This is a genomic window from Desulfosediminicola sp., from assembly GCF_048381775.1.
In the GTDB taxonomy this organism is placed as follows: Bacteria; Desulfobacterota; Desulfobulbia; order Desulfobulbales; family Desulfocapsaceae; genus Desulfopila; species Desulfopila ganghwensis.
In genome coordinates this window covers 60,103-80,033 of record NZ_JBLXGE010000019.1, presented here as the reverse complement: position 1 = coordinate 80,033, position 19,931 = coordinate 60,103, and the positions used below count along the sequence as shown (strand labels likewise).

15 protein-coding genes are annotated in these 19,931 nt (G+C 50.0%); 3 read left to right on the top strand and 12 right to left on the bottom strand.

The genetic code is table 11. The features are described 5' to 3' along the window. Positions 1-80 precede the first annotated feature (80 nt). From ACN5NT_RS22600 to ACN5NT_RS22555, 10 genes are all read right to left on the bottom strand, one after another. Positions 81-806: a 3'-5' exonuclease gene (locus ACN5NT_RS22600; RefSeq protein ID WP_419176977.1), complete on the bottom strand. Its 726-nt coding sequence runs from the start codon at positions 804-806 to the stop codon at positions 81-83. An 11-nt stretch (positions 807-817) separates the two neighbouring features. Further along, positions 818-2,710 (bottom strand): DUF294 nucleotidyltransferase-like domain-containing protein, encoded by a 1,893-nt coding sequence (locus ACN5NT_RS22595; RefSeq protein ID WP_419176976.1) that lies wholly within the window; start codon positions 2,708-2,710, stop codon positions 818-820. 130 nt (positions 2,711-2,840) lie between these two features. Then, entirely contained in the window at positions 2,841-4,724 is a 1,884-nt protein-coding gene (locus tag ACN5NT_RS22590) for an alginate O-acetyltransferase AlgX-related protein (RefSeq protein ID WP_419176975.1), read from the bottom strand. 11 nt (positions 4,725-4,735) lie between these two features. After that, entirely contained in the window at positions 4,736-6,190 is a 1,455-nt protein-coding gene (locus ACN5NT_RS22585) for an MBOAT family O-acyltransferase (RefSeq protein WP_419176974.1), read from the bottom strand. A 328-nt stretch (positions 6,191-6,518) separates the two neighbouring features. Beyond that, positions 6,519-7,478: a glycosyltransferase family 9 protein gene (locus ACN5NT_RS22580; RefSeq protein WP_419176973.1), complete on the bottom strand. Its 960-nt coding sequence runs from the start codon at positions 7,476-7,478 to the stop codon at positions 6,519-6,521. Then, a complete protein-coding gene (locus ACN5NT_RS22575; protein WP_419176972.1) occupies positions 7,471-7,866 on the bottom strand; it encodes a DUF6165 family protein in 396 nt (131 codons plus the stop codon). Before ACN5NT_RS22575 ends, ACN5NT_RS22580 begins: the two co-directional genes overlap by 8 nt. Before the next feature lie 343 nt (positions 7,867-8,209). Further along, positions 8,210-9,313 (bottom strand): OmpA family protein, encoded by a 1,104-nt coding sequence (locus tag ACN5NT_RS22570; RefSeq protein WP_136799871.1) that lies wholly within the window; start codon positions 9,311-9,313, stop codon positions 8,210-8,212. Between the two features lie 857 nt (positions 9,314-10,170). After that, the gene (locus ACN5NT_RS22565) at positions 10,171-10,659 is read right to left on the bottom strand and encodes a hypothetical protein (protein ID WP_136799872.1); all 489 of its coding nucleotides are present in this window, start codon (positions 10,657-10,659) and stop codon (positions 10,171-10,173) included. 169 nt (positions 10,660-10,828) lie between these two features. Then, positions 10,829-11,263, bottom strand: coding sequence for a peptidoglycan-binding protein LysM (gene lysM / locus ACN5NT_RS22560; protein WP_419176971.1), 435 nt, complete (start codon positions 11,261-11,263; stop codon positions 10,829-10,831). 68 nt (positions 11,264-11,331) lie between these two features. Further along, positions 11,332-12,039 carry a tellurite resistance TerB family protein gene (locus ACN5NT_RS22555; RefSeq protein WP_419176970.1) on the bottom strand — a complete coding sequence of 236 codons (708 nt, stop codon included), beginning with the start codon at positions 12,037-12,039 and terminating at the stop codon, positions 11,332-11,334. A gap of 776 nt (positions 12,040-12,815) precedes the next feature. Between ACN5NT_RS22555 and ACN5NT_RS22550 the strand changes: the two genes are divergently transcribed. Continuing rightward, entirely contained in the window at positions 12,816-14,105 is a 1,290-nt protein-coding gene (locus ACN5NT_RS22550; protein WP_419176969.1) for an alginate export family protein, read from the top strand. A 128-nt stretch (positions 14,106-14,233) separates the two neighbouring features. Here ACN5NT_RS22550 and ACN5NT_RS22545 read toward each other — a convergent pair whose 3' ends face one another. Together ACN5NT_RS22545 and ACN5NT_RS22540 are read right to left on the bottom strand one after the other, a co-directional pair. After that, positions 14,234-15,394 (bottom strand): ABC transporter substrate-binding protein, encoded by a 1,161-nt coding sequence (locus ACN5NT_RS22545; protein WP_419176968.1) that lies wholly within the window; start codon positions 15,392-15,394, stop codon positions 14,234-14,236. A gap of 240 nt (positions 15,395-15,634) precedes the next feature. Then, a complete protein-coding gene (locus ACN5NT_RS22540; RefSeq protein ID WP_419176967.1) occupies positions 15,635-17,476 on the bottom strand; it encodes a sulfatase-like hydrolase/transferase in 1,842 nt (613 codons plus the stop codon). A gap of 362 nt (positions 17,477-17,838) precedes the next feature. Between ACN5NT_RS22540 and ACN5NT_RS22535 the strand changes: the two genes are divergently transcribed. Together ACN5NT_RS22535 and ACN5NT_RS22530 are read left to right on the top strand one after the other, a co-directional pair. After that, a complete protein-coding gene (locus tag ACN5NT_RS22535; RefSeq protein WP_419176966.1) occupies positions 17,839-19,020 on the top strand; it encodes a cell surface protein in 1,182 nt (393 codons plus the stop codon). Then, positions 19,017-19,922 carry a DUF6384 family protein gene (locus tag ACN5NT_RS22530; protein WP_419176965.1) on the top strand — a complete coding sequence of 302 codons (906 nt, stop codon included), beginning with the start codon at positions 19,017-19,019 and terminating at the stop codon, positions 19,920-19,922. The genes ACN5NT_RS22535 and ACN5NT_RS22530 overlap by 4 nt, the downstream gene beginning before the upstream one ends. The last annotated feature ends 9 nt before the right edge of the window (positions 19,923-19,931 follow it).

Genomic DNA, 19,931 nt, shown 5'->3' with positions numbered 1-19,931 from the left:
CCACGTCCCACGTCCCACGTCCCACGTCCCACGTCCCACGTCCCACGTCCCACGTCCCACGTCCCACGTCCCACGTTAGTTCACACCCACAATTCCCCCAACGTCGTCTCCGGCGAATAGTGATAGGCTATCTGTGCCTGAAAAAGCTCGGCGGTCGCCATGGCGTCACTCAGGGCATGGTGCATCTGGTAGGGGGGCAGACCGTAGCGGCTGCGGCTCTCAGCCAGGCGGATTGAGAGTGGGTGCCGGCCTCGCAGGCGATTGAGGATGCCGCCATTTTCCTTTTCCTGGATTTTTGCCTCAATCTCCATGGTGTCGATAATAGGAAAACGGATTCCCTCGCCGATTCTGGCTTTAAGCGCGTTATCGAAAAATTCGCGTTCAATACGGTGAAAGTGGGCAATGGTTATCTTGCCTGCCATCGCCTCCAGCACATCATCGAGGATGCGTTTAAGATCCGGGGCTTCGTCTATATCCGAGTGGGTAATCCCATGGATAACAACCGATTCCTCCCCCAGTGGTTTACGTGGTTGAACCAACCAATATCCCGCATTGCGGCAGAAGATGCGCCTGAGAGTAAACGGGATCAGCCCAATGCTCACGATATCGTGTTTTTTGGGATTGAGGCCTGTTGTTTCGAAGTCGAGGGCAACAAAGGTGACCTGGCTAAGAGGGATATCAGGATCAATTATGCTGAGCTGGTAAAAATCGCGAAGGCGATCATCTTGTGCAATATCGAGACGATTGCTGATGATTTTAGACCAGCTGAGTTGAGAACGTTGAGATTTTCGAAGAGGAAACATCATTTGTCCAGGGATCAGGCGAATTGATTGGCCTGGTATCGGTATTTCAGGAAATTCTGGGCATTGCTCAGTATCTGGAAGGCTTCTTTGAGGTGGCGCCGCTCAAATTCAGACATATTCTCCGGTTCTACGTTGTTATCCGGCTCGACGTTTTCTTCTACATCTTTAGCCTGGTGCCTGATACGAACCAGAGAGATAAACTCCATGGCATCACGCAGGTCGGGGCCTCGTCCCTGGGGAAGAATGCCGGCTTCAATGATATCGTCTAAGCGTTCAAAAGAGTTCTGGGAGCGGGAACCGACAGCAAGGGCATGCACCCTGATGATATCGGCAAGCGGAGCGGTACCTCTTCTTTTAAGGTTGAGGGAATTGCGGTGACGTCCGTCCTTTTCCATGACAAAGTTTTTGAAAAAGCCCAGTGGCGGCGTGCGGTTCAGGGCATTTCTGGCGAGACAGGCGAGGAAGCGGATGTTACGACGTGCCCTGCGGTTGATAAAACTGTTGAGTTGTTCTGCCCATTTGAGCCGGCCATGAACTCCATCAAGGTCGAAAAATATACAGCTGTTGAGGAGCGCCCGTGGTTTCGGGTTGTCGATCCAGTCAGCAAAGCACTCCTCCCATTCTCTCCTGGTTTTACGCCATTCAGGATTAGTTGCCATAATGCCGCCTTCACAATTGGCGTATCCACATGCATCAAGCCCGTCACAGATGAATTTGCTGAAATTGGCAAAGTATTCGTCATGTTCGGCAGCATCGTAGCTTTCATCAAGGATCAAGGCATTATCCTGATCTGTTACAATCAGTTGTTCGTCCCGTGCCATGGAACCCAGGGTGATGAAGCAGTAGGGAACCGGTGCGGGGCCATATTGTTCCTCGGCGAGTTCAGCCAGTCTCTGAATGAAGCTTCGTCCGATAACAGACATGGCACTGCCGATCATGTGTGAGTTGGCATCTTCGTTGACCATGCGTACAAAACAGTCTCGAACATCGTTGCCGAGTGTGATTAACTCCTCGCAGGTGGACTGTTGAAAAATACTGCTTACCAGCAGTAGGCTGTTTTGCGATTCGTAGCGCACGATATCAGCCATCTCAAGTATGCCTACTGGATATTTCTTTTTCAATACAGGAAGATGTGCGACATTATTCCTGAGCATCAAGAGCATTGCCTCATAAACGTAGGCATTGTTATCAAGTGAGATCAGCTCCGTGGACATCACCTCGCTGACAGGGATATCAAAGGAGAGGCCATTGGCCAGCACCTTGGTGCAGAGATCGCGGTCGGTGAGAATACCGACAAAGTGGGCCTGATCCTCATCGTCTTCTGTAGCTGCGGCAGATTCAGGATCAGTAATCAGCACTGCGGTAACATTCTCCTCAGTCATGGTCCGGGCGGCTGTCTGGATGGTCTCATCCTTGGTGAGCATCAAAGGTTCACGGTAGAGGAGGGATTTGACTTTGGAGGTTGTGAGGTCATTGGCATCCACCCGGGTGGAGAGTGCCTGGTGGAGGCGGGCTGTATCTTCTGTTTCAACAAAATCCGAAAAACCTTCGTCCAGCTGGCAAAGTTCATTGAAAACATCTTCCGGCAGGCAGTAAATGAGGGAGTCCTCGATCGCTTTGGCGGGAAAACGAACTTTATTGTTCATTAATAAGCCCATCTGGCCGAAAATGTCTCCGTCATCGAGCCGGTTGTAGAGTGCGCCGTTTCGTCGGTATACCTCCACCGCGCCACTGCGAATGATATGCAGATCGTATATCGGATCGCCATAGCTGTGAATCATTGCCCCAGAGCGAAAATAAGATATTTCGATGCCTTGTGAGGCTTTGGTCAGCAGCTCATCCGAAAGTGTTTTGAAGGGTCGGTGTAGGGATAGAAAATCCCGTATTTCTCGTAATTCTGCCTGCATATTGGATTCGGGTGCGAAATGGGCTGAAGGGAACCGGTAAAGACAACAAACAATAAAAATACACTATGCACTAAAAGGAGGAAAGAGTACCAGAATAAAGGTCTTGTTGTACAGCAAATTGGCGCAGCCCTTAGGGTATCAGGCGATGTTGCGCTATACCCCGTATCGGCAGGTCGCTGCGTAACTCGAAATTCCGGGGTATTATACTGGCTGCTGAACCATACTCGGTGCAGCTGAGCTTGCTGATAATGCCAGTGGGAAGCTCTACATAAAGGTCGTTGTGGCCTCTATCCACTTTGAGCAACATGGTTTTGATAACACTGCTATCCTGATCGAAAAATTGAAATTGAACCTGTCCTTTCTGTTGGGCCTCGATCCCGACTTTGGCTATCTGAACTTCCTGGGGACCAACTCGGTTTGCATGGGAGAAAAGGATCTCATAAAAACGCTGTCTGTTCCTGAAGTGAACCCTGAAATCTTCACCGCTTCTGCGTGTCACTACGTTGTTGCCATTTTCGTAAAACTTACCTCTCATGTAACTTTTCTGAAACTCAGCAGGATTCTCTGGTGGCGGCCTGAGCAGGTACATGTTCAACAATCCCTGAACAACTATATCGGGCTGTTCAAATTTGAAAATATAGGCTGGGAAATTAATAATTGTTCGATAGTTCAAGACACGCTTCGCGTTGCCGCTGAAATAGAGAACGCACATTTCAAGAAAAGAATCACCCAGTATCAGGATTGAATCTATCGGTGCGTTCGGGTTTTGAACAAGTCGTATCTGCATGGTATCCCCATCATCTGCTTTCAAGGTATATTTTTGGGGGTAAACATCCTTGATACCATCCCTGGGAATATGCTTTGCATCGTCATATGAACCGCCCTTTTTGGGTTTCATGACTACGTAATGCTCATTTTTGTGGAGCTGAACGGGAAGCCCAAGCAGGTCCATGAATTTTCTGTGGGCCCATCCTTTTCTCACCGATAGTTCAAAATCAGAGAGGTCGGGGGAGGTAAGTTCGTGGTGGGGCAGCATGTCTCTCAGTTCACCGATGATGGTCTGGTAGGCAATGAATGCGCCATAGTAGTTCCAGTGCCAGTCTGTTTTGTAATAGAGCAGCGGATATTTCCTTTCCCGTTTGGCCTCAAGGAGAGGTGGCAGGGTATCTATAAAGTGAATATCGGCGTATTCCTGCAAATATGCTGAGAGTTGCATATACCTGTTACGCTTGCTGTCAGTCATCTGTAACGGAGTGGGCAGGTACTCCTGATACACCAGGGCTTTCGATGGGGCAAGGACAAAGGCGTAGTCAACTCCTCTTTCCTTCAACCAGTATTTACGCTCTTCAAGAATACGCTTCCATTGGCGCAGATCAGCCTCTGTAAAAGGTATTTGGCCCATATAATCAGCAATATTGTCGAAATGCTCCCGGATGTTTCGTTCAACCTTCCTTTCTGCTGATCCTTCGAAGTAAAAACCGTTTTTGCCGAGAGCGATCATGTCATTTGGCGAGACACCAAGGCCATAAATTTTCACATAGGAGTTGAGGTGAATAAGCAGGTTGTTCAACTGTGAATCATTAGAGATGTAGTCTTTATATCTGTCAGGAAATTCCTTGAGAACAGTGCCGACAGTAGTTGGGAGATCTTTGTTGCAGGAATAGAAGATCGCTTTTGTAATGTCGAAAGCACCTTTCTGGAGATGGGAAGTTTGTGATATCAGTGGGAAGAAGAGTACCGAGAAGAAGAGCAGAGATACAAAAAATCTGCCGTAACTTTGTGGAGCATAAGGTTTACCATGTTGCTGGTCGAACAGGGATTTTAGCCTGAATGCAACGATAGTCGAGACAACGAGAATAATCCCTACCCTGGTAACAATTGACTGCCAGTCTGAGTCAGCAAAATCGGACCGGAGTTTCGAGTGGATACCGATCAGGCAGAAGGCCGAGATCAGGAGGGCAAGGCCGATTACTCGTTTCAATACTTCGGGTGATGATCTGGTGTGCTTTTTCATAATTCACCTGGTCAGAACCTGAAATAGAGAAAGGGGTTATAATCGCCTCCGATGATGGAAGCGATGGCGTAAAGAAAGGTGCAGCTTAGAAAGCCGGCAGTGCAGACAGAGGAGATCGAGCGGATGATGGTTGTGCCGGTCTGCGGCTCGTTTTCCAGCTGAGTCAGCATGTGCCGGAGTTTTGAGAGAACCGGTGTCGAGGCGACAATAGCGATAGTCAGCGCCAGATAAAACTCATTGTTGAGAAACATGTACAGTTGCGAGTCGAAATACGCAGGAGTTGTAAAGGTGATCATTGCCAGCAGAAAGTTTCCTGCATGGGGCAGGGACTCTGCCCTGAAAAGCACCCAGCCGCAAAGAACGACCGTCAGCACGTAAAGATGTTGCAGAGGCCGGGGTAACCTCCCCAGCACCAGTGAGATGAAAAAATTTCTCTCTAATACTAAAAACACCCCGTGGTAAAGCCCCCAGGCGATAAAAGTCCAGCTGGCTCCATGCCAGAGACCGCAGAGAAGAAAAACGATGACGAGATTGCGATATGTTGTAAGTGCCCCTCTTTTACTGCCCCCCAGGGGAATATAAAGATAATCCCTGAACCAGGTGGAAAGTGAAATATGCCAACGTTGCCAGAATTCGCGAATGGAGACTGCGGAATATGGCAGATTGAAATTTTCCGCAAAGCGAAAGCCAAACATCAGGCCAAGACCTATGGCCATATCTGAGTATCCTGAAAAATCAAAATATATTTGCAGCATATAGCTGACAGCTCCGAGCCAGGCCAGATCTGCAGAAAGTGCATCGGCAGGAAGGGAAAATATATGATCCGCAGTACGGCCAAGTACATTGGCGAGCAACACTTTTTTGCCAAGCCCTATGATGAATCTCTGGATGCCGTTAACGAGGTGGTCGAGTTTGATAGCGCGGTTTGCGATTTGGCCGGCGATGTCTTTGTACCGAATGATGGGGCCGGCAATAAGCTGTGGAAAGAGTGAAATATAAAGCGCCATTTGAATGAGGTTTTTCTGGGGCTTCGCTTCAAGCCGATAGACGTCGACCAGATACGATATAGCTTGAAATGTGAAAAAAGAGATGCCGATCGGCAAGTGTACTTCTTCCAGCTCAATGGGTGCCAACTGAAATTTCAGCAGGAGCGGATTGAGGTTGGCGATGAAGAAATTGGCATATTTGAACAGACCAAGCAGGCCGAGATTTGCACCTACACCAAAAAAGAGCGGTAACCTGCCTGAATTGCCATTATTCCTGAATACGCCGATAAGTAGGCCAAAAAGCCAGTTGATCACAATCGAGCCGAGCATGAGGAACACAAAAATATGTTCGCCCCAGGCATAGAAAAATAAACTTGATACAAGTAGGGTTATATTGCGCAGGCGGGGGCCTGCTACCATATAGACGGCAAGCACAACAGGCAGAAAAATGAAGAGGAATATCGATGTGCTAAAGACCATGTCTTCAGTAATTTATTCTCTTATTTTATAGGCGATTGCGCCGTTTTCCCGAGCAGGTAAGATGGGAAGTGAATCTAAAGCCTAACATTTTGAAGATGTTGGCACAAGTCCTTTCTGTTAAAGAGAATACTCCTGTGTAGCAGAGCTGAAAAGAGGGGCAGCATACTCCGGTTTGAGCGAATTATTACAATAATACGTTCAAATGCGTGGATACTATTTGGCAGTATAACGAAAACGTTGTCCTGGGAGCTGGCAGTGTTGGAGTTCGGTAGGTATTGGCTGTGTAAGTGTGGTCGTTTTTTCAGAAATTGAAGGTGAATTGCAGATCTTAAAGATTCAGATTTGCTTTCACGGAGTTCAGGACCGTTTCCACAGAAAGATCTTCCAGGGAGTCTGCCTCCAGCCAATTGAACAGTGTGTGTTGAATGCCGGTTTGGGCGGGCGGGACATGGTCGCTGAAGAGGGCCAGACCCCGTTTTCTGAGATGGGCACCAATGTGGGTTGGTCCAGTGTCGTTGCCGATAATATATGCCGCTTGCTGCAAGATACCGGCGAGTTTGAAATAGTCGAGAAATTTGTCTTGATAGAGGAGCATATCACCTGGGATCGATTGGCAAAGCTCAACCTCATCGGGACCAGGGGCTGTGACAACGCGCAAGCCCAGGGCGATGAGGTGATCGGCCAGTTCTGCATAATGGGGCCATCTTTTTTGTGGGTGGCCCGCCGAGCAGCCAGGAATAAGTACCACGTAGTCCTGATTCTTGAGGTTGTAGCTGCTGAGTATGCCGTCAACTTCATCGACCATCCAGTCTACGTTACTCTGCAACGTATACGCAGTTTGAACGCCGGCATTTCGCAGGGACAGGGCGAGGGTGTCCATAGCCGCGGCACCAGGAATTCGTTCAGTGTGGTATTGGCAGCCTTTGGCTTTGCCGACCCAGGGGACTGATCGTCCCCAGACCCAGGTGTAGTAAAAACTGGTGCGGCCAGCCCGTTGCAGATCATAGACGAAATCGTAGTTGTATTTTCTAAGCCTGTTTCGCAGGGTGATCATTTGGTCAAGCCGGTACCGTGGCTCTCGCGGATCGATGATAACGTCATTCACCCATGGGCAGCGGCTGAACATTTTCTGGTATGGCAGGGTGGTCATTACAGAAATTTTCGCATCAGTATGGTGCAGGCGTATATCATGTATCGCACCCTCAGCCATAACTATATCGCCCAGGGACCCGAGTTTGATAATAAGGATGTTGCCAGGTTTGTTGCCGGACTGCTGAGAACTACTCATCTCTGCTATAATCCTCGTAGGATTTTTCTTCGATAATTTCAGAGCAGAGTAGCAGGTTGATTTTGTATTTTAAACCAGCTCTTTTGTCGTTGGTCTTGTAGATAGCTCTGGCCAGTTCGATGAATTGCAAACCAAAGTCTGCGTTCTTTTCACAGATGCGAATATCGTCCTCAATTTCCCAGAGCTTTTGGTTAACCTGTTTCAATTCCCGCTCATACTGCAGAAGTTGATCCGATTCCTCCGCTTTGGCTCGACATTGCTCCAGTAGTGTTAGCTCATGGTCTATATTGATCAGTTTGCTCTGGTCGGTGATCTTTTCCATCTTGATTCTCAGAATGGACATTTTGTCTGAAAGTTCTCCCCAGCTCACTGGAATTTGCAGAGTCATGAATATATCTCCCTGGAGCGCCTGGCCCACACATGAAAAAGATACAGATAGTGGATAGGGTATATTGGAAATGCTAAGAAGTTAAGCTATAGGAGGGGGAAAACAACGGCTGTTGTGGTGGGGCTGGCAGGCCGAAGGCCTGAATGATCAGATTTTCTGAATGACTTGGATATATTGCCGGTCATCCGGGTCGGTTGGTGTTTTTTTGAGGATGACAGACCGGCAGAGCTTTATTTGGCAAAAAAAAGAAAGCCTTCAGCAATTGAGACATTGCTGAAGGCTTTTTAACTGTAACCGGACAGGCCATGTGTTGCTGGCGGCCTGTTGGCACGTGTTGTGGAGCTTAGATACCGGTGATAATTCCCTGTACGCGCCTGTTCAGGGCACGACCTGTCTCGGTGTCGTTGGAAGCAACAGGGGCACTGAATCCAAAGCCGCTCAGGGTGATGCGGGCAGGGTCAATTCCCTCATCACGTATCAGGTAGTCACGAACTGCGGCAGCACGCTTGTGGGAAAGCTTCATGTTGTAATCGCGGGAACCGACATTGTCGGTATGACCCTCGAGAACGATGCGGGTATCAGGGTTATTTCGCAGGAACTCGCCAGCTTCCTGCAATGAGTCACGGAACTCTCGCCTGATTGTGGCTTTATCGAAATCAAACAGTGTGTTGTCCCAGACGTATCCCCTGATTGCATCTTCACCGAACGGATTGTCCATTTCGGTGCTTTCGCTTGATTCAACTTCCACCACATCAAAAAGGGCATTGGTCATCCACTCCGGGTTTCCGAGCAGGTTTTCAAACGGTACTTTGTACGAGCACTCAGATGCGGAAGCGAGCGCGTCGATTGTTGCAATTTCATCTGCGTTGGCGCCGGTATCCATGACCACGAAACAGGCGTCATGGCTGGAGGTTATTTTTCTGGCCAGAGCTTTCGGGCTGGCCAGGGTCCCTTTTGAGGTGTATTGGCCATCGGTGAACAGGAAGATTACTGTCTTACCGGTCAGCGTCGCCAGAATTTTGTCCAGTTCCATAAGTCCTGGCTGCAGCATGGTTGATCCTGCAGGTTCAAGTGGCATCTTGATCAGGCGCCAGCTGAACATTTTTTTGTCATACTGTTGCATCGGGTAATGTTCAACCAGATTAGTCAACTGTGTATCCGGGGTGAACGAGTAGATGCCAGCCTGCCAGTCCATGTCCGGGAGAGTGGCATTTTTTTCCAGGAGAATCTTACGTTCGGCCTGAATCTTGGTCATGATGGTGTCGGCGTACTTTTCCGCCATTGAGCCGGATCTATCGTAAAGAACAATAAAGTTATCCGCCTTTCTTACCAGATACACCTGCTTACCACCTGTGGTCCATCTGACCGTATTGGCGTTTGCGCTTGCACAAAAGACAGTGAGCAGGATGATTCCCAGTAGGGCGAGTGTAAATTTTTGATTACGCATGCTATTCTCCTAGATGGCGTGCTGTTTTACACGGGTGTCATATATGTACAAGCCCCCCTGATTACCCCGTGAAGCTCAGAAAGATTTGACCCGTTCAACACCCTTCCATGGAGGTGCTTCTACTCAACCAGAAGGAGTGGTCAGGGTCTGACTTACTGTAAATACTGGGTAATTTTACAGGAAAAGATAGAGTTGGCAAACGCAATAAGTAAAAAAAGAGGATTTTTTCCACAAGTTTCATCACCAGTTGGCGCGAGTTGCTGATAATTACTCGTGATTTCAGGTAGTGGGAGCGAATCAATTAGGGGGAGATGATCACCTGTTTTTAATTTTTAAAAATATTGAAAACAATAGCTTAAGTATGTTTTACGCTGCTGCGGAACCTTGTTACCAGACCTGCTCTAATGCAGACAGTCCCTGCATGCTTTTGACCGGTAGCATGTCTGTTTTTTTTTTACACCAGCTTAGCTTCGGTCATGAATCTCTTCACTTTCTGCATTGAGACAATACTTGAAGTTATAGGCACGTATGAAAGCAGATCCTTGCAGGGGTTGTTTAAGGAGTGGTATAGCGTGGAGGTGAAGTGCACCCAAAGTGTGATCAAGGCCATTTTGCCCGAAGATAACGATTCGAAGAATCTGGGATTTTGAAAAAATCCCAGATTTTGGAGCGGAAGGGTGTCAATATAGGAGTTGAGATGGGACAACCTGTCAAGTTTGGGGCAACACGTTTTTAAAGGTTGTCTACGAAGTTGTCGGCGCACCCCTGCTATCAGAACGAGTAACGGAGCCGAGATCCTTTAGCTTTTGGTCAGGTGACTGTTGCCGGAAGCACCATTTTTTTCGTCCGCTATAGTTTCAAGCTGTTATACCAAGGCAGCGGGAAATTTCCTGTAATGCGATTGTTTCATTTTCTGTAACCCTGGTTCCCCCAAAGCCAAGAAAACCACCTTCTTTTGCTGCATTGGCTGTTTTTACGCTGAGATCGTATAACCAGTTTTTTATTTCCTCGCATTCTTCTGGGGTTGCCTTCAGATTCAGGAGCCGGGTAGCGTCGTCCAGGGAGTCTGTTATCTTTTTTTTCATTGCGGCGATATCTTTTTGCTCAAACTTGATCTGGGCCTGCTTGATCGTCTCCGTTTGTTGCAAGTCAACAAGAAGCGATGATAAGAGTTCGCTGTTGTTGTCCTTGGCCTTTTTCAGGATACCGGAGGAAAGGGCAAATGCTTCTTTCATGCTGCCGATCACAAAGCTTGGGTCGGCAATTATGATGTACATACCTGCTGCAAAGGGAGCCTGCAGTAATTGCGCCCACTCTTGATCTGAGAACATGCTTTTTGTTGTCATATGCGTACCTCAAGAAGTCAATTAGCTGGGGCGGCCAGTAGTCTGTCGGACTGAGCCTTTTCGGGTGGAATCTGGCCATGCTCGCGTGCTTGATCTGAGGCAAAATGGCTCGCCTCCGGCAGACTCCTGGTCGCAGATCAGGAGACTGAATCATCTGGTCCGGCGGTTATCAGGACACAAGAGGTATGCGTATTTTCTGGCCAACATAAATTTTATCCGGGTCTTTGATCACTTCCCGATTTGCCTCAAAAATCTGCATATATTTTGAGGCGTCGCCATAGTGCTTTTTGGCAATGCCGGAAAGCGTATCGCCGGAAACAATCTCGTAATATTCAACCTTAACTGCGGGAACTGGTCCTTTGACCTCTTCATAATGAACCTCGCTCACACCCTCGACATTGCCAGCCATCAACACTGCTTTTTCAAGGGCTTCCTGGGAAGAGGGGGTACCCTTTAGTGTGACAACTCCATTATCAAATCCTACCTCCAGATTACTGATACCCGGATTGTCCTCTTCGATGTGTGATGATATTTTAGCCGGTGCCTCCTCAGGTTTGGAAAAGAGTTTGCTTCCAATGTTTTTTGCAAAAGATAACAGTCCCATAGCTCCTCCTTTGCCGCATTTTCTGAAGTTATGTTTTGCGGGCTAATCATTTTAGTTTGTTGACACCGCTACATCCCAAGTGAATTTTCAATATGGGCTGTAACCTGTTGTCCTAAACCCAATCCTGCTGCCAACTGCTGCATGTATCGCTCTTCGGCCGGTGTATCCACTTCAATGGCAAGAAGGGATGCCGCATATATCTGTGCTGCCATTTGAGGTTGACCATCAGCGGAAGCGACAACCTCAGTAATATTCATCGGTTTTCGAGCCTCTTGCACAAAGAGCTCCCTTTCCTCTTCGGTTAAGCCGTCCTGGGCGAGTTTGCCGAGGATTCTCTGAATTTCAGCCTCATCAATCTCGCCATCGGCCTTGGCTGCGTTAATCATGGCCTTGACAATAATCTCCGCTTCCTGCTCAAGGGCGGACTGTTCCCCGGTGGTTTGAGGTTCCAGTAAGGCACGGGGAGTCTCTTGCGGAGATTGTCCGGATTTTTGTAGAGCTGACATGGCAAGAGATGCCAGCATCGCCAGCCCACCTCCTCCTACCGCGCCCTTGGCAGAACTTTTCCCTCCTCCAAGCAGTGCCCCGGCCAAGGCGCCCAAACCGCCAAGAGCTGCCTTGTTGTTGGCAAGACTGCTGAGTATGTCACCCAGCCCACCGCCTCCTCCAGTCTGTGGATACTGTCTGGTCTGGGTGCCACCGAGCATCTGGTTTAGACCATTCATGATATCGCTCAGGGATCCTCCTGATTTTCCAGCACCTAATCCGTTTGACATACGGGAACCGCTTGATGTTGACATTCCTTGTTGTAGCATTGATCCAAGGATATCCATAAAACCAGCCATGTCTGCCTCCCTTGTGTGCGGGTATCACCTTGTCTGTCTGAATTACGCTTTATTCGAAGCCAATCCCGGCAAGCATAATCAGTATCCATCACAGCTTGTCTGCTCTCTTCTCTTTCAGATCTCTCTGCGTTGCTGATTGGGTCATAGTGCAATGTTGTCAGTGATGCATTTAGGCTCAATATCTCTGTCGAAAGTGAAGTTATGGAAAAGCTCTTCTTGTGACCGACGCTGTTACCGCTTGAGGCAGATCCGGTAACGTCTGTACTGATTGCTGTTGGCACGGTTCCCTTGACTGGAATTGCCATACGTCATGCAATATGTTGATATTCTGCTGTATCACAGGAAATTGACTTCATGGTCAAGGGACACCCACCTATGCAGAATGTATTAGAAAAGAAAGGGCGTTCAGCCCGCTGCGAAAAAAAATATTTATTAACTGGCCGGGTGTCAATCTGGCAAAAAAAGATTGGTTTGGCAGCACTGAACAGGGGTAAGATAAGTGATAGGCCTAAGGGGTTCAGACTATGTCAATTTATGCAGCAACAGAATAGAGAAGAAAAAAACTGGCGACCAGGGGCTTGCGTTTTCTGTTTTCCGGTGGGAGTGGACCGGCATTGTTGATGTGATGCAGTGTTGATGTTTTTCCTTGTCTGGCAGGAAAGGAGGAAGCAGGTAGGCTTGTTCAATTCACAGTTGGGGGAGAAGAGATGAAGAAATGTCCAACCAGAGGTGCTGAGGGCTCAAGGTCCATGGCAAGGATCGTGTGCTGGGGAACACTGTTGGCTTTACTCATTGCCATGGAAACCGCTTCTGCTGCAGGACCTATCAGCAGCGAATCAATTCAGGATGCCTTAAAAGGTGACTGGGGCCAGGTCACGTTCGACCTGCGGTATCGTTTTGAGCATGTTGAACAGGATGGCATCCAGTCAACAAGTGGCGATCCAATTCGCCTGCGTCTCGGCTATCTTACGCCGGTGTGGTACAGTTTGCAGGCCTTCGCCGAGTTTGAAGGCAATACCCCGGTATTTGAGGATGATTACAATGACACGACCAACGGCAAAACAGAGTATGCTGTAATCGCCGATCCGTCTGAGGGAGAACTCAACCAGGGCTGGCTCGCCCTCACGGCCATACCTGACACGGTTATCAAGGGGGGACGCCAGAGAATAAACCTCGATAACCAGCGTTTCATTGGCGCCGTCGGCTGGAGGCAGATGGAGCAGACCTTTGATGCGGTCAATCTGCTCAGCACTTCGCTCGAAAATTTTTCGGCCAATGCCAGTTTTCTCTGGAATGTCCGAACAATTGCCAGCGAAGATGTGAACATGCTCTCCCCCTTCTTGAACCTGGCGTACTCTTTTGAGGGCATCGGCACCCTCAGCGGGTACGGGTACTGGCTGGATTATGACGATGCCGATGACTCAGGCCCATTTGAATACGCCTTTTCCACCCAGACTTACGGCCTGCGTTTCAACGGCAGCAGAGCGGTGAGGGAAGAGTCACTGGCTCTGCTCTATACAGCCGAATATGCCTATCAGAGCGATTACCAGGACAATCCGGAAGACTACTCTGCCGACTATTTCCACTTCATCGGTGGCCTGTCTGCTCCAAACAGCGATTCGTTCCTGACCAATATCAGCGGCAAGATCGGCTATGAAGTCCTGGGCTCCGACAGCGGTGTTTCCCTCAAGACTCCCCTAGGCACCAATCACGGCTTCAACGGCTGGGCGGACCAGTTCCTGACTGTGCCGCCGGAAGGTCTGCAGGATTTTTATGGCATGCTGGGTGCGACCATCGCCGGCATCAAGGTCGATCTGATCTACCACGATTTCGAGTCCGATGCCGGCAGCAGTGACTACGGGAGCGAATTTGATGCGATGCTGACCAAGAAATTCGGTAAGAACTATACCTTGCTGGCTAAATATGCAAACTATGATGCCGATGAGTTCAAAGCCGATGTCGAGAAATTCTGGATTCAGTTCACCGTGGCCTACTAAAGAACGGGTGCACTCCGATTGCTGCTTGAACAGGATGAATCCGGCCAGCTTGATAGATTCAGATGCGTTCTCCTTCGGCAGAGGTGGCGTCGGGATTGTCTCCGTCACCTCTGCCGGGATCAGGTGGGTTATGGTTCTGTCAATTCAATGCTGCCTGGTGCAAAGATTTCCTCAATTTGTAGATTTCTGCTGCACAGCCCTTGTTCATGGGAGTAACGAAAGAGGGTTTCAAGAGGTTTGCGATTGGGCGTGATCCCATAAGAATAAAAATTATCCCCCATCAGCTTTTTTGTCTCCTCGAACCCCTGACCAATCCAGGGCAGGGAGTCCATCAAGGGCGCAAGTTTGGCAAGGTAGTCATAGGCGACGTGCTTGGCCTGTGAATAGGCAGCAAACACAGCCCTGATAATCTCCGGGTTGCTTTCCACCAGAGTCCTCTTAATTGCCACAGCGTGCATGATAGGAAAAATGCCGGTCTTGGCGAAGTACCTTTGCTCCACCGACCTGTAGTCTGTGAAAAGGCGACGGATGTTCGGGTGGCCCTGACGGTAGGCCCGTGGCTCGGCGGCGTGAAAGCAGGCATCAACCTCCCCGGATTCGAGCAGATCCGACTCATCCCTGCCTTCCGGTCCCATGCTGATGGCAACGCCCTCGGGAAGGATATTTTCCTGTCTGGAGATCTTTCCCGCTTCCTTGGCTGAAGAGTCTTTTCCGGAAATGACCCACTCTATTTCATCGGGGGCTACCCCATATTCATCCTTGAAGATCCCCCTGATCCAGGTCAGGGAGGTGGAGGAATAGCCTGCGGTGGCGACTCTCTTGCCCCGTAGATCCTGTGGTTTTTCTATCCCGCGGTCGTTGCGGATGAATACACTTTTGTGTCTGAATGTCCTCAGTGGAAAGACAGGCAGCAGAGCGTACTGCCGGAAACCCTCATTGGCAAATGCCAGCATGTATGGATGCAGGCCAATTTCGGTAACGTCAAGTGTCTGGGGCCCGCTGAATACGTGGGTATTGAGGTCGCCAATCCCCGATTCTTCAAATTGAACGTTATATCCGGCAATCTCTATACTGCCATCGACCAGCGCTGCTGTCCTGTCGAATTTGTAGCCGCCTATAAGCAGGCGAGTCTCGCCGTCCCCCTTTTTCGTGCCACCAAATGATGGCGATGGCTTACCGCCAAGAAGAGCCAGCGCTGTGGCCGTGCCCGCGGTGATCACTGTCGCCTTCAGTAAGCGTCGGCGGGAGAGATCGAGACTACAGGTTGAATTTCCTCTGTTATGTTTCATTCTCTTTTCCACTGTGCAGAGGTGGGGGCGATGGGCACCAGTTGAGAATGGACGTGCTACCTGTACCTCTATCGGGGCAGCACCGCTCCGTACTTCAGCAAAACATCATAGCCGTCCGCCGACCGGCTGGCTTGGCTACTGCCAGCAGATCTATCCTCTCTCATGAAGTAGCTGGGAGAGGATAGGTCTGCGCGCAATTGTGACTGCTTCCAGGATGACTCCGTTGGAGAACAGCTGGGGTTACAGATCACTCGTCGAGAAGGGCAGGGGCTGTCCGCTGACCTCTTCAGGATCGAAGGGAAGCTTTTCAACATCAACCGGTATGGTATAGATCTGCCTGGTTTCGGGGCGTTCATTTTCTATACCTGTCAAGGCCGGACCAGGGGTTGCATCTGGCCGGTTGGGGTATTTCTCTATCCATAACTCATGGCGCTGGCGCTGACGGTTGAACATGCTCTTGACATGGAACTGCTCGATCATCTCCCCTGTTCGCTCTCTCGGGTCGGTATATAGATCATAAAACTCGTTCTTTGACAGGCCTGGAGTGGCATTTTTCCAGTCTCGTTTGAAGCGGCCTTTGACCCCGGCCGCCAGATTGGGGCCCTGGTAGATCATAACGTAATCGCGTCGGCTAAAGCCGTCGCCGTTGAGAAACAGAGAAGTCTGATCGACACCGTCGATGACCCGTTCCGTGGGGATGAACTCCATCGCTCCGCCTATCCGGGCAAAGGTGGTGAACAGGTCCGAGACATGCAGGATGTCACCGACGATCTGCTTCGGCTCTATTGTCCCGGGCCAGGTGGCAAGGCAGGGAACCCTGACACCTCCCTCGGTAAAATCGCCTTTACCGCCCGAATAGAGGGTTTCCACCATACCGCGCGGACCGTAATGAATGAATGGACCGTTATCGGCCATGACCATGACCAGGGTGTTTTCAGCGATACCTTTTTCTTCCAGATGCTTATAGAGTTTTCCAACGAATGCATCGATTTTTACCAACCCCTCAGCGAGACCGTTCTTGTTGGCGGTTTTCTTGACCGGATCTCTCGGGTCCGGGATAAAGGAGAGCAGTATCGGCTGATAGGCAATGAAGAACGGCTTGTTAGCGGCAACACTCTTATCAATAAAGGCCAGGGTTCTCTTCTGTGCCTCTGTCTCGATATCCCAGTAATTGGTCACTTTAGGAGGGGGACCCCATTCATTGGTCTTGCCATCCTTGGTACCTTCCAGAGTCCATACCGAGCCACGGGGCTGCCAGGAGTTATCAATGTCATACTTATCTGTTGCGTACATTTCCGGGTAAAGCCCGGTAATGACATTGGCCGATTCAGCTTCTTTCACCCACATGCTCGGAACCTGGTTGTACGGCGTGAAAAAGGCCTCGTCGTATCCCTGGTTATGAGCATAGCTGAATTCGGTGTCGCCAAGGTGCCATTTTCCGTAAAAGGCGGTCGCGTAACCGGCCTGGCCCAATACTTCGGCAATTGTGACTTCTTCAGCATCCATTCCCGAGTATTCTACGGGAAAGGAGACCGTGTGCATACCGCTACGAACGGCGTAGCGGCCAGTCTGGAAGGCGGCGCGGGTGGGAGTACAGGCCGGTTCTGTGTACATGCGCATGAAATTGATACCCTCTTCGGCCATCCTGTTCATGTTTGGTGTTTCAAAGCCACGTACGGCTTGTATTTCCGGGATGCCAACTTCTCCCAGGGCGGTGTCGTCCCACATGATATGGATGATGTTGGGGGGGGTTCCAAATTTTTTCCTGAGTTCCGCAAGCCGTTCATCGAGTTCGGTATCTTCTGTGGCCCACTTCTCACCGTGCTGGGCCTCAAGGATATAATGCTCAGCGTCGTGGATAATTCCTTCCGGCGGGGTGGTCGCAAAACCAGTGCCGGCAAGTAAAAGCACCACAGCCATAAGGCAGGGGGCGAATGCTCGATCCAGTTTACGCATGGTCTTCTCCTCCAGGATGGGTTGGGCGAAATTGCCCGTAAGTGAATGCTGATTCGTCAATTGAAAGGTGCGAAGTACTTCCGCCTCTGCTCTTGCCAGCAGTGAGCTAGAGGACATGATATTCATAACGATAACCTCGCTTCGTTAGGAGGCAACTTGCGAGCCTGAAGAAATCCGCTGGTATAATTTAGGTTCGCATGTTTGTCAGGTGTTTAAGCTGCTCTTATCAATTCCCGGAGTTCTGCAAACCAGCTCCCCTCCCTTTGCCGTTCTTTTTGGATTTTGGGATACCTCTTCTTCCCAGTGAAGTTAAAGCATTAGCGTTTCTGCCCTCTTCGTCTGAATAATTGGAGTTGAAATAGGGTTTATCCGAGGGTTAGGATTAGGTATCTCTTTTCTCCCTACAGCAAGTGATGCAAACCACGTCGCTGGAGTTCCTGCACCCGAGAAGATTCTGATCAGCCATCTACGAATAGAGGGGAAAAATCATGAATGTAACACCGATGCAATATCTGGATAAGGCTATGAGTACCGTCCGCGATATGGGGCTGTTGCCCGAAGAACCGTCAACCAGGGACGACCCAATGGTGGCACTGCTCAACCAGATAGCCACCATCGACGAGGAAAGGGTCATCGCCATTACACGGACATTGAGCCAGGCTTCTGTTTTCAATGAAATTGTCAGAGAGCAGGTGCAGGCCATGGAAATAGGCGATCGTTACGAAGAAATAACTGAATCATTTAACTCCATCAGAGACGATGCCAAAAGCATGGTGGACCAACTGGCAGACGGTAAGGTTTCAACCTTTGAACGCGTCAACAATATCTGGATGAAGGCGACCAGGGGCGATATCGCCACGCGATTTGACAAGATCAAGGATGTGTACCTGAGCGTATCGGAATCAACCAATGAGCAGATACAGCGCGAACACCTCATACTCAATGCCTATCAGGATTTTCGGGCGGCAGTCAAGCAGAGCGAGATAATGGCGCTGGAGATACTCAATAAGGCGGAAGGGTTGCTGCAGGCGGCTAAGGAGGAGGTTGACAAAGCCATGGGTGCGGTTGTCGCCTATGATGGAGGGGATGCCGCAGAGCAGGCCAGATTGGAAATGACCAGGGATGAGAAGATGAGGAGCCTGCAGGATGTGGACAAACGGTATCAACTCGCCAAGGACCTCTCCGATAACCTGACAGTAAGCTACAACACCTCGGAGGTGATCATGGCCCGGTTGCACCAGACCAACCATGCCAAGGAGCGGCTCTACTCCCAGGCTGTAACCTTCTTTAGTACCAATGAAACCGTTCTTACGGCCCTTACTGCAAGCTTTACCGGCATGTTCGGTCTGAGCGAGAGTACGCGCACGGTTGAGGCGATGAAGGAAGGGGTAAGCCAATCTCTTGAGGTGCTTGCTGACGTGGGAGGTGAGATTCAGGAGGCTGCGATCAAGACAGGCTATGGGCCGACCATCCGGGCGGATGCAGTGAAGAAACTCGTTGACTCTGTGGTGAATTTCCAGGTGAAGAGCCAGTCTATCATTGAAGAGATGCGCAAGAAAAGTACGGAAAATGCGAACGAGATACGAGAGGCTGTGGAGGATGGTAAGCGCAGAATGGCACAGCTTGCCGAGGAGGGCAAGGGGCTGGTCGCTCCTGCAGCTGCGTCATGAGTGAGCAGCAGACTGTATCTGAACCCCTTGACGAGGTGATGCTGGCAATGGACGTTGTCGACACCCTTCGTTACCGCTCTCGTCTCATCGAACGGGAGCTGAATGCTGATGTACGTGCTGAGGAACTGAAGGAGAGGCTTCGAAAGATCTATAAGGCCCAGGGAATTGAAGTCTCGGACGAGGCCCTCGATGAGGGAGTCAAGGCCCTTCGCGATGACCGATTCAGCTATCAGCCTCCGTCAAAGAGTTTCCAGACCAAGCTGGCAACACTATACGTAAACCGGCACAGGTGGGGAAAAGCTGTTCTTGGTGCCCTTACTGTGGTGGGCGTGATACTGGCTTGTTACTACTATCTGGTCGTCGCCCCTGGTATGGGACTGCCAACCAAGCTGGATTCCGTCTATAAAGACATCAAACAGTCGGCAAAATTTGACGAGAAGGAGGGGCGGAGGAAGGCTGAGGAACTGTACCAGAGCGCGAAAACCGCCCTGGAAGCAGGGGACAAGCAGCGAGCCGAACAACTGGTTGAGTCCATGGACGTGATGAACAGCCGCCTCCAGAGCATCTATACCCTGCAGATAGTGAATAAACCGGGCGAGAAAACGGGGGTATGGCGCGTGCCGGATGCGAACACGTCGGCCCTTAATTACTACATCCTGGTCGAAGCCATCGGGCCAGACGGTTCGCCGGTGCCGGTGGCGGTGCAGAGTGAGGAAACCGGTCGAACCGAGACGGTGATGACCTGGGGGGTGAGGGTTGATAAGGAGGTGTTTGATTATGTTGCCCGGGATAAGCTGGACGATGGCATTATCCAGGACAACGTGTTCGGCGTCAAACGGCGCGGCTATCTTGAACCTGAGTACAGGATGAAGACGACAGGTGCAGCCATAACTTCATGGTAGGGAAACCCT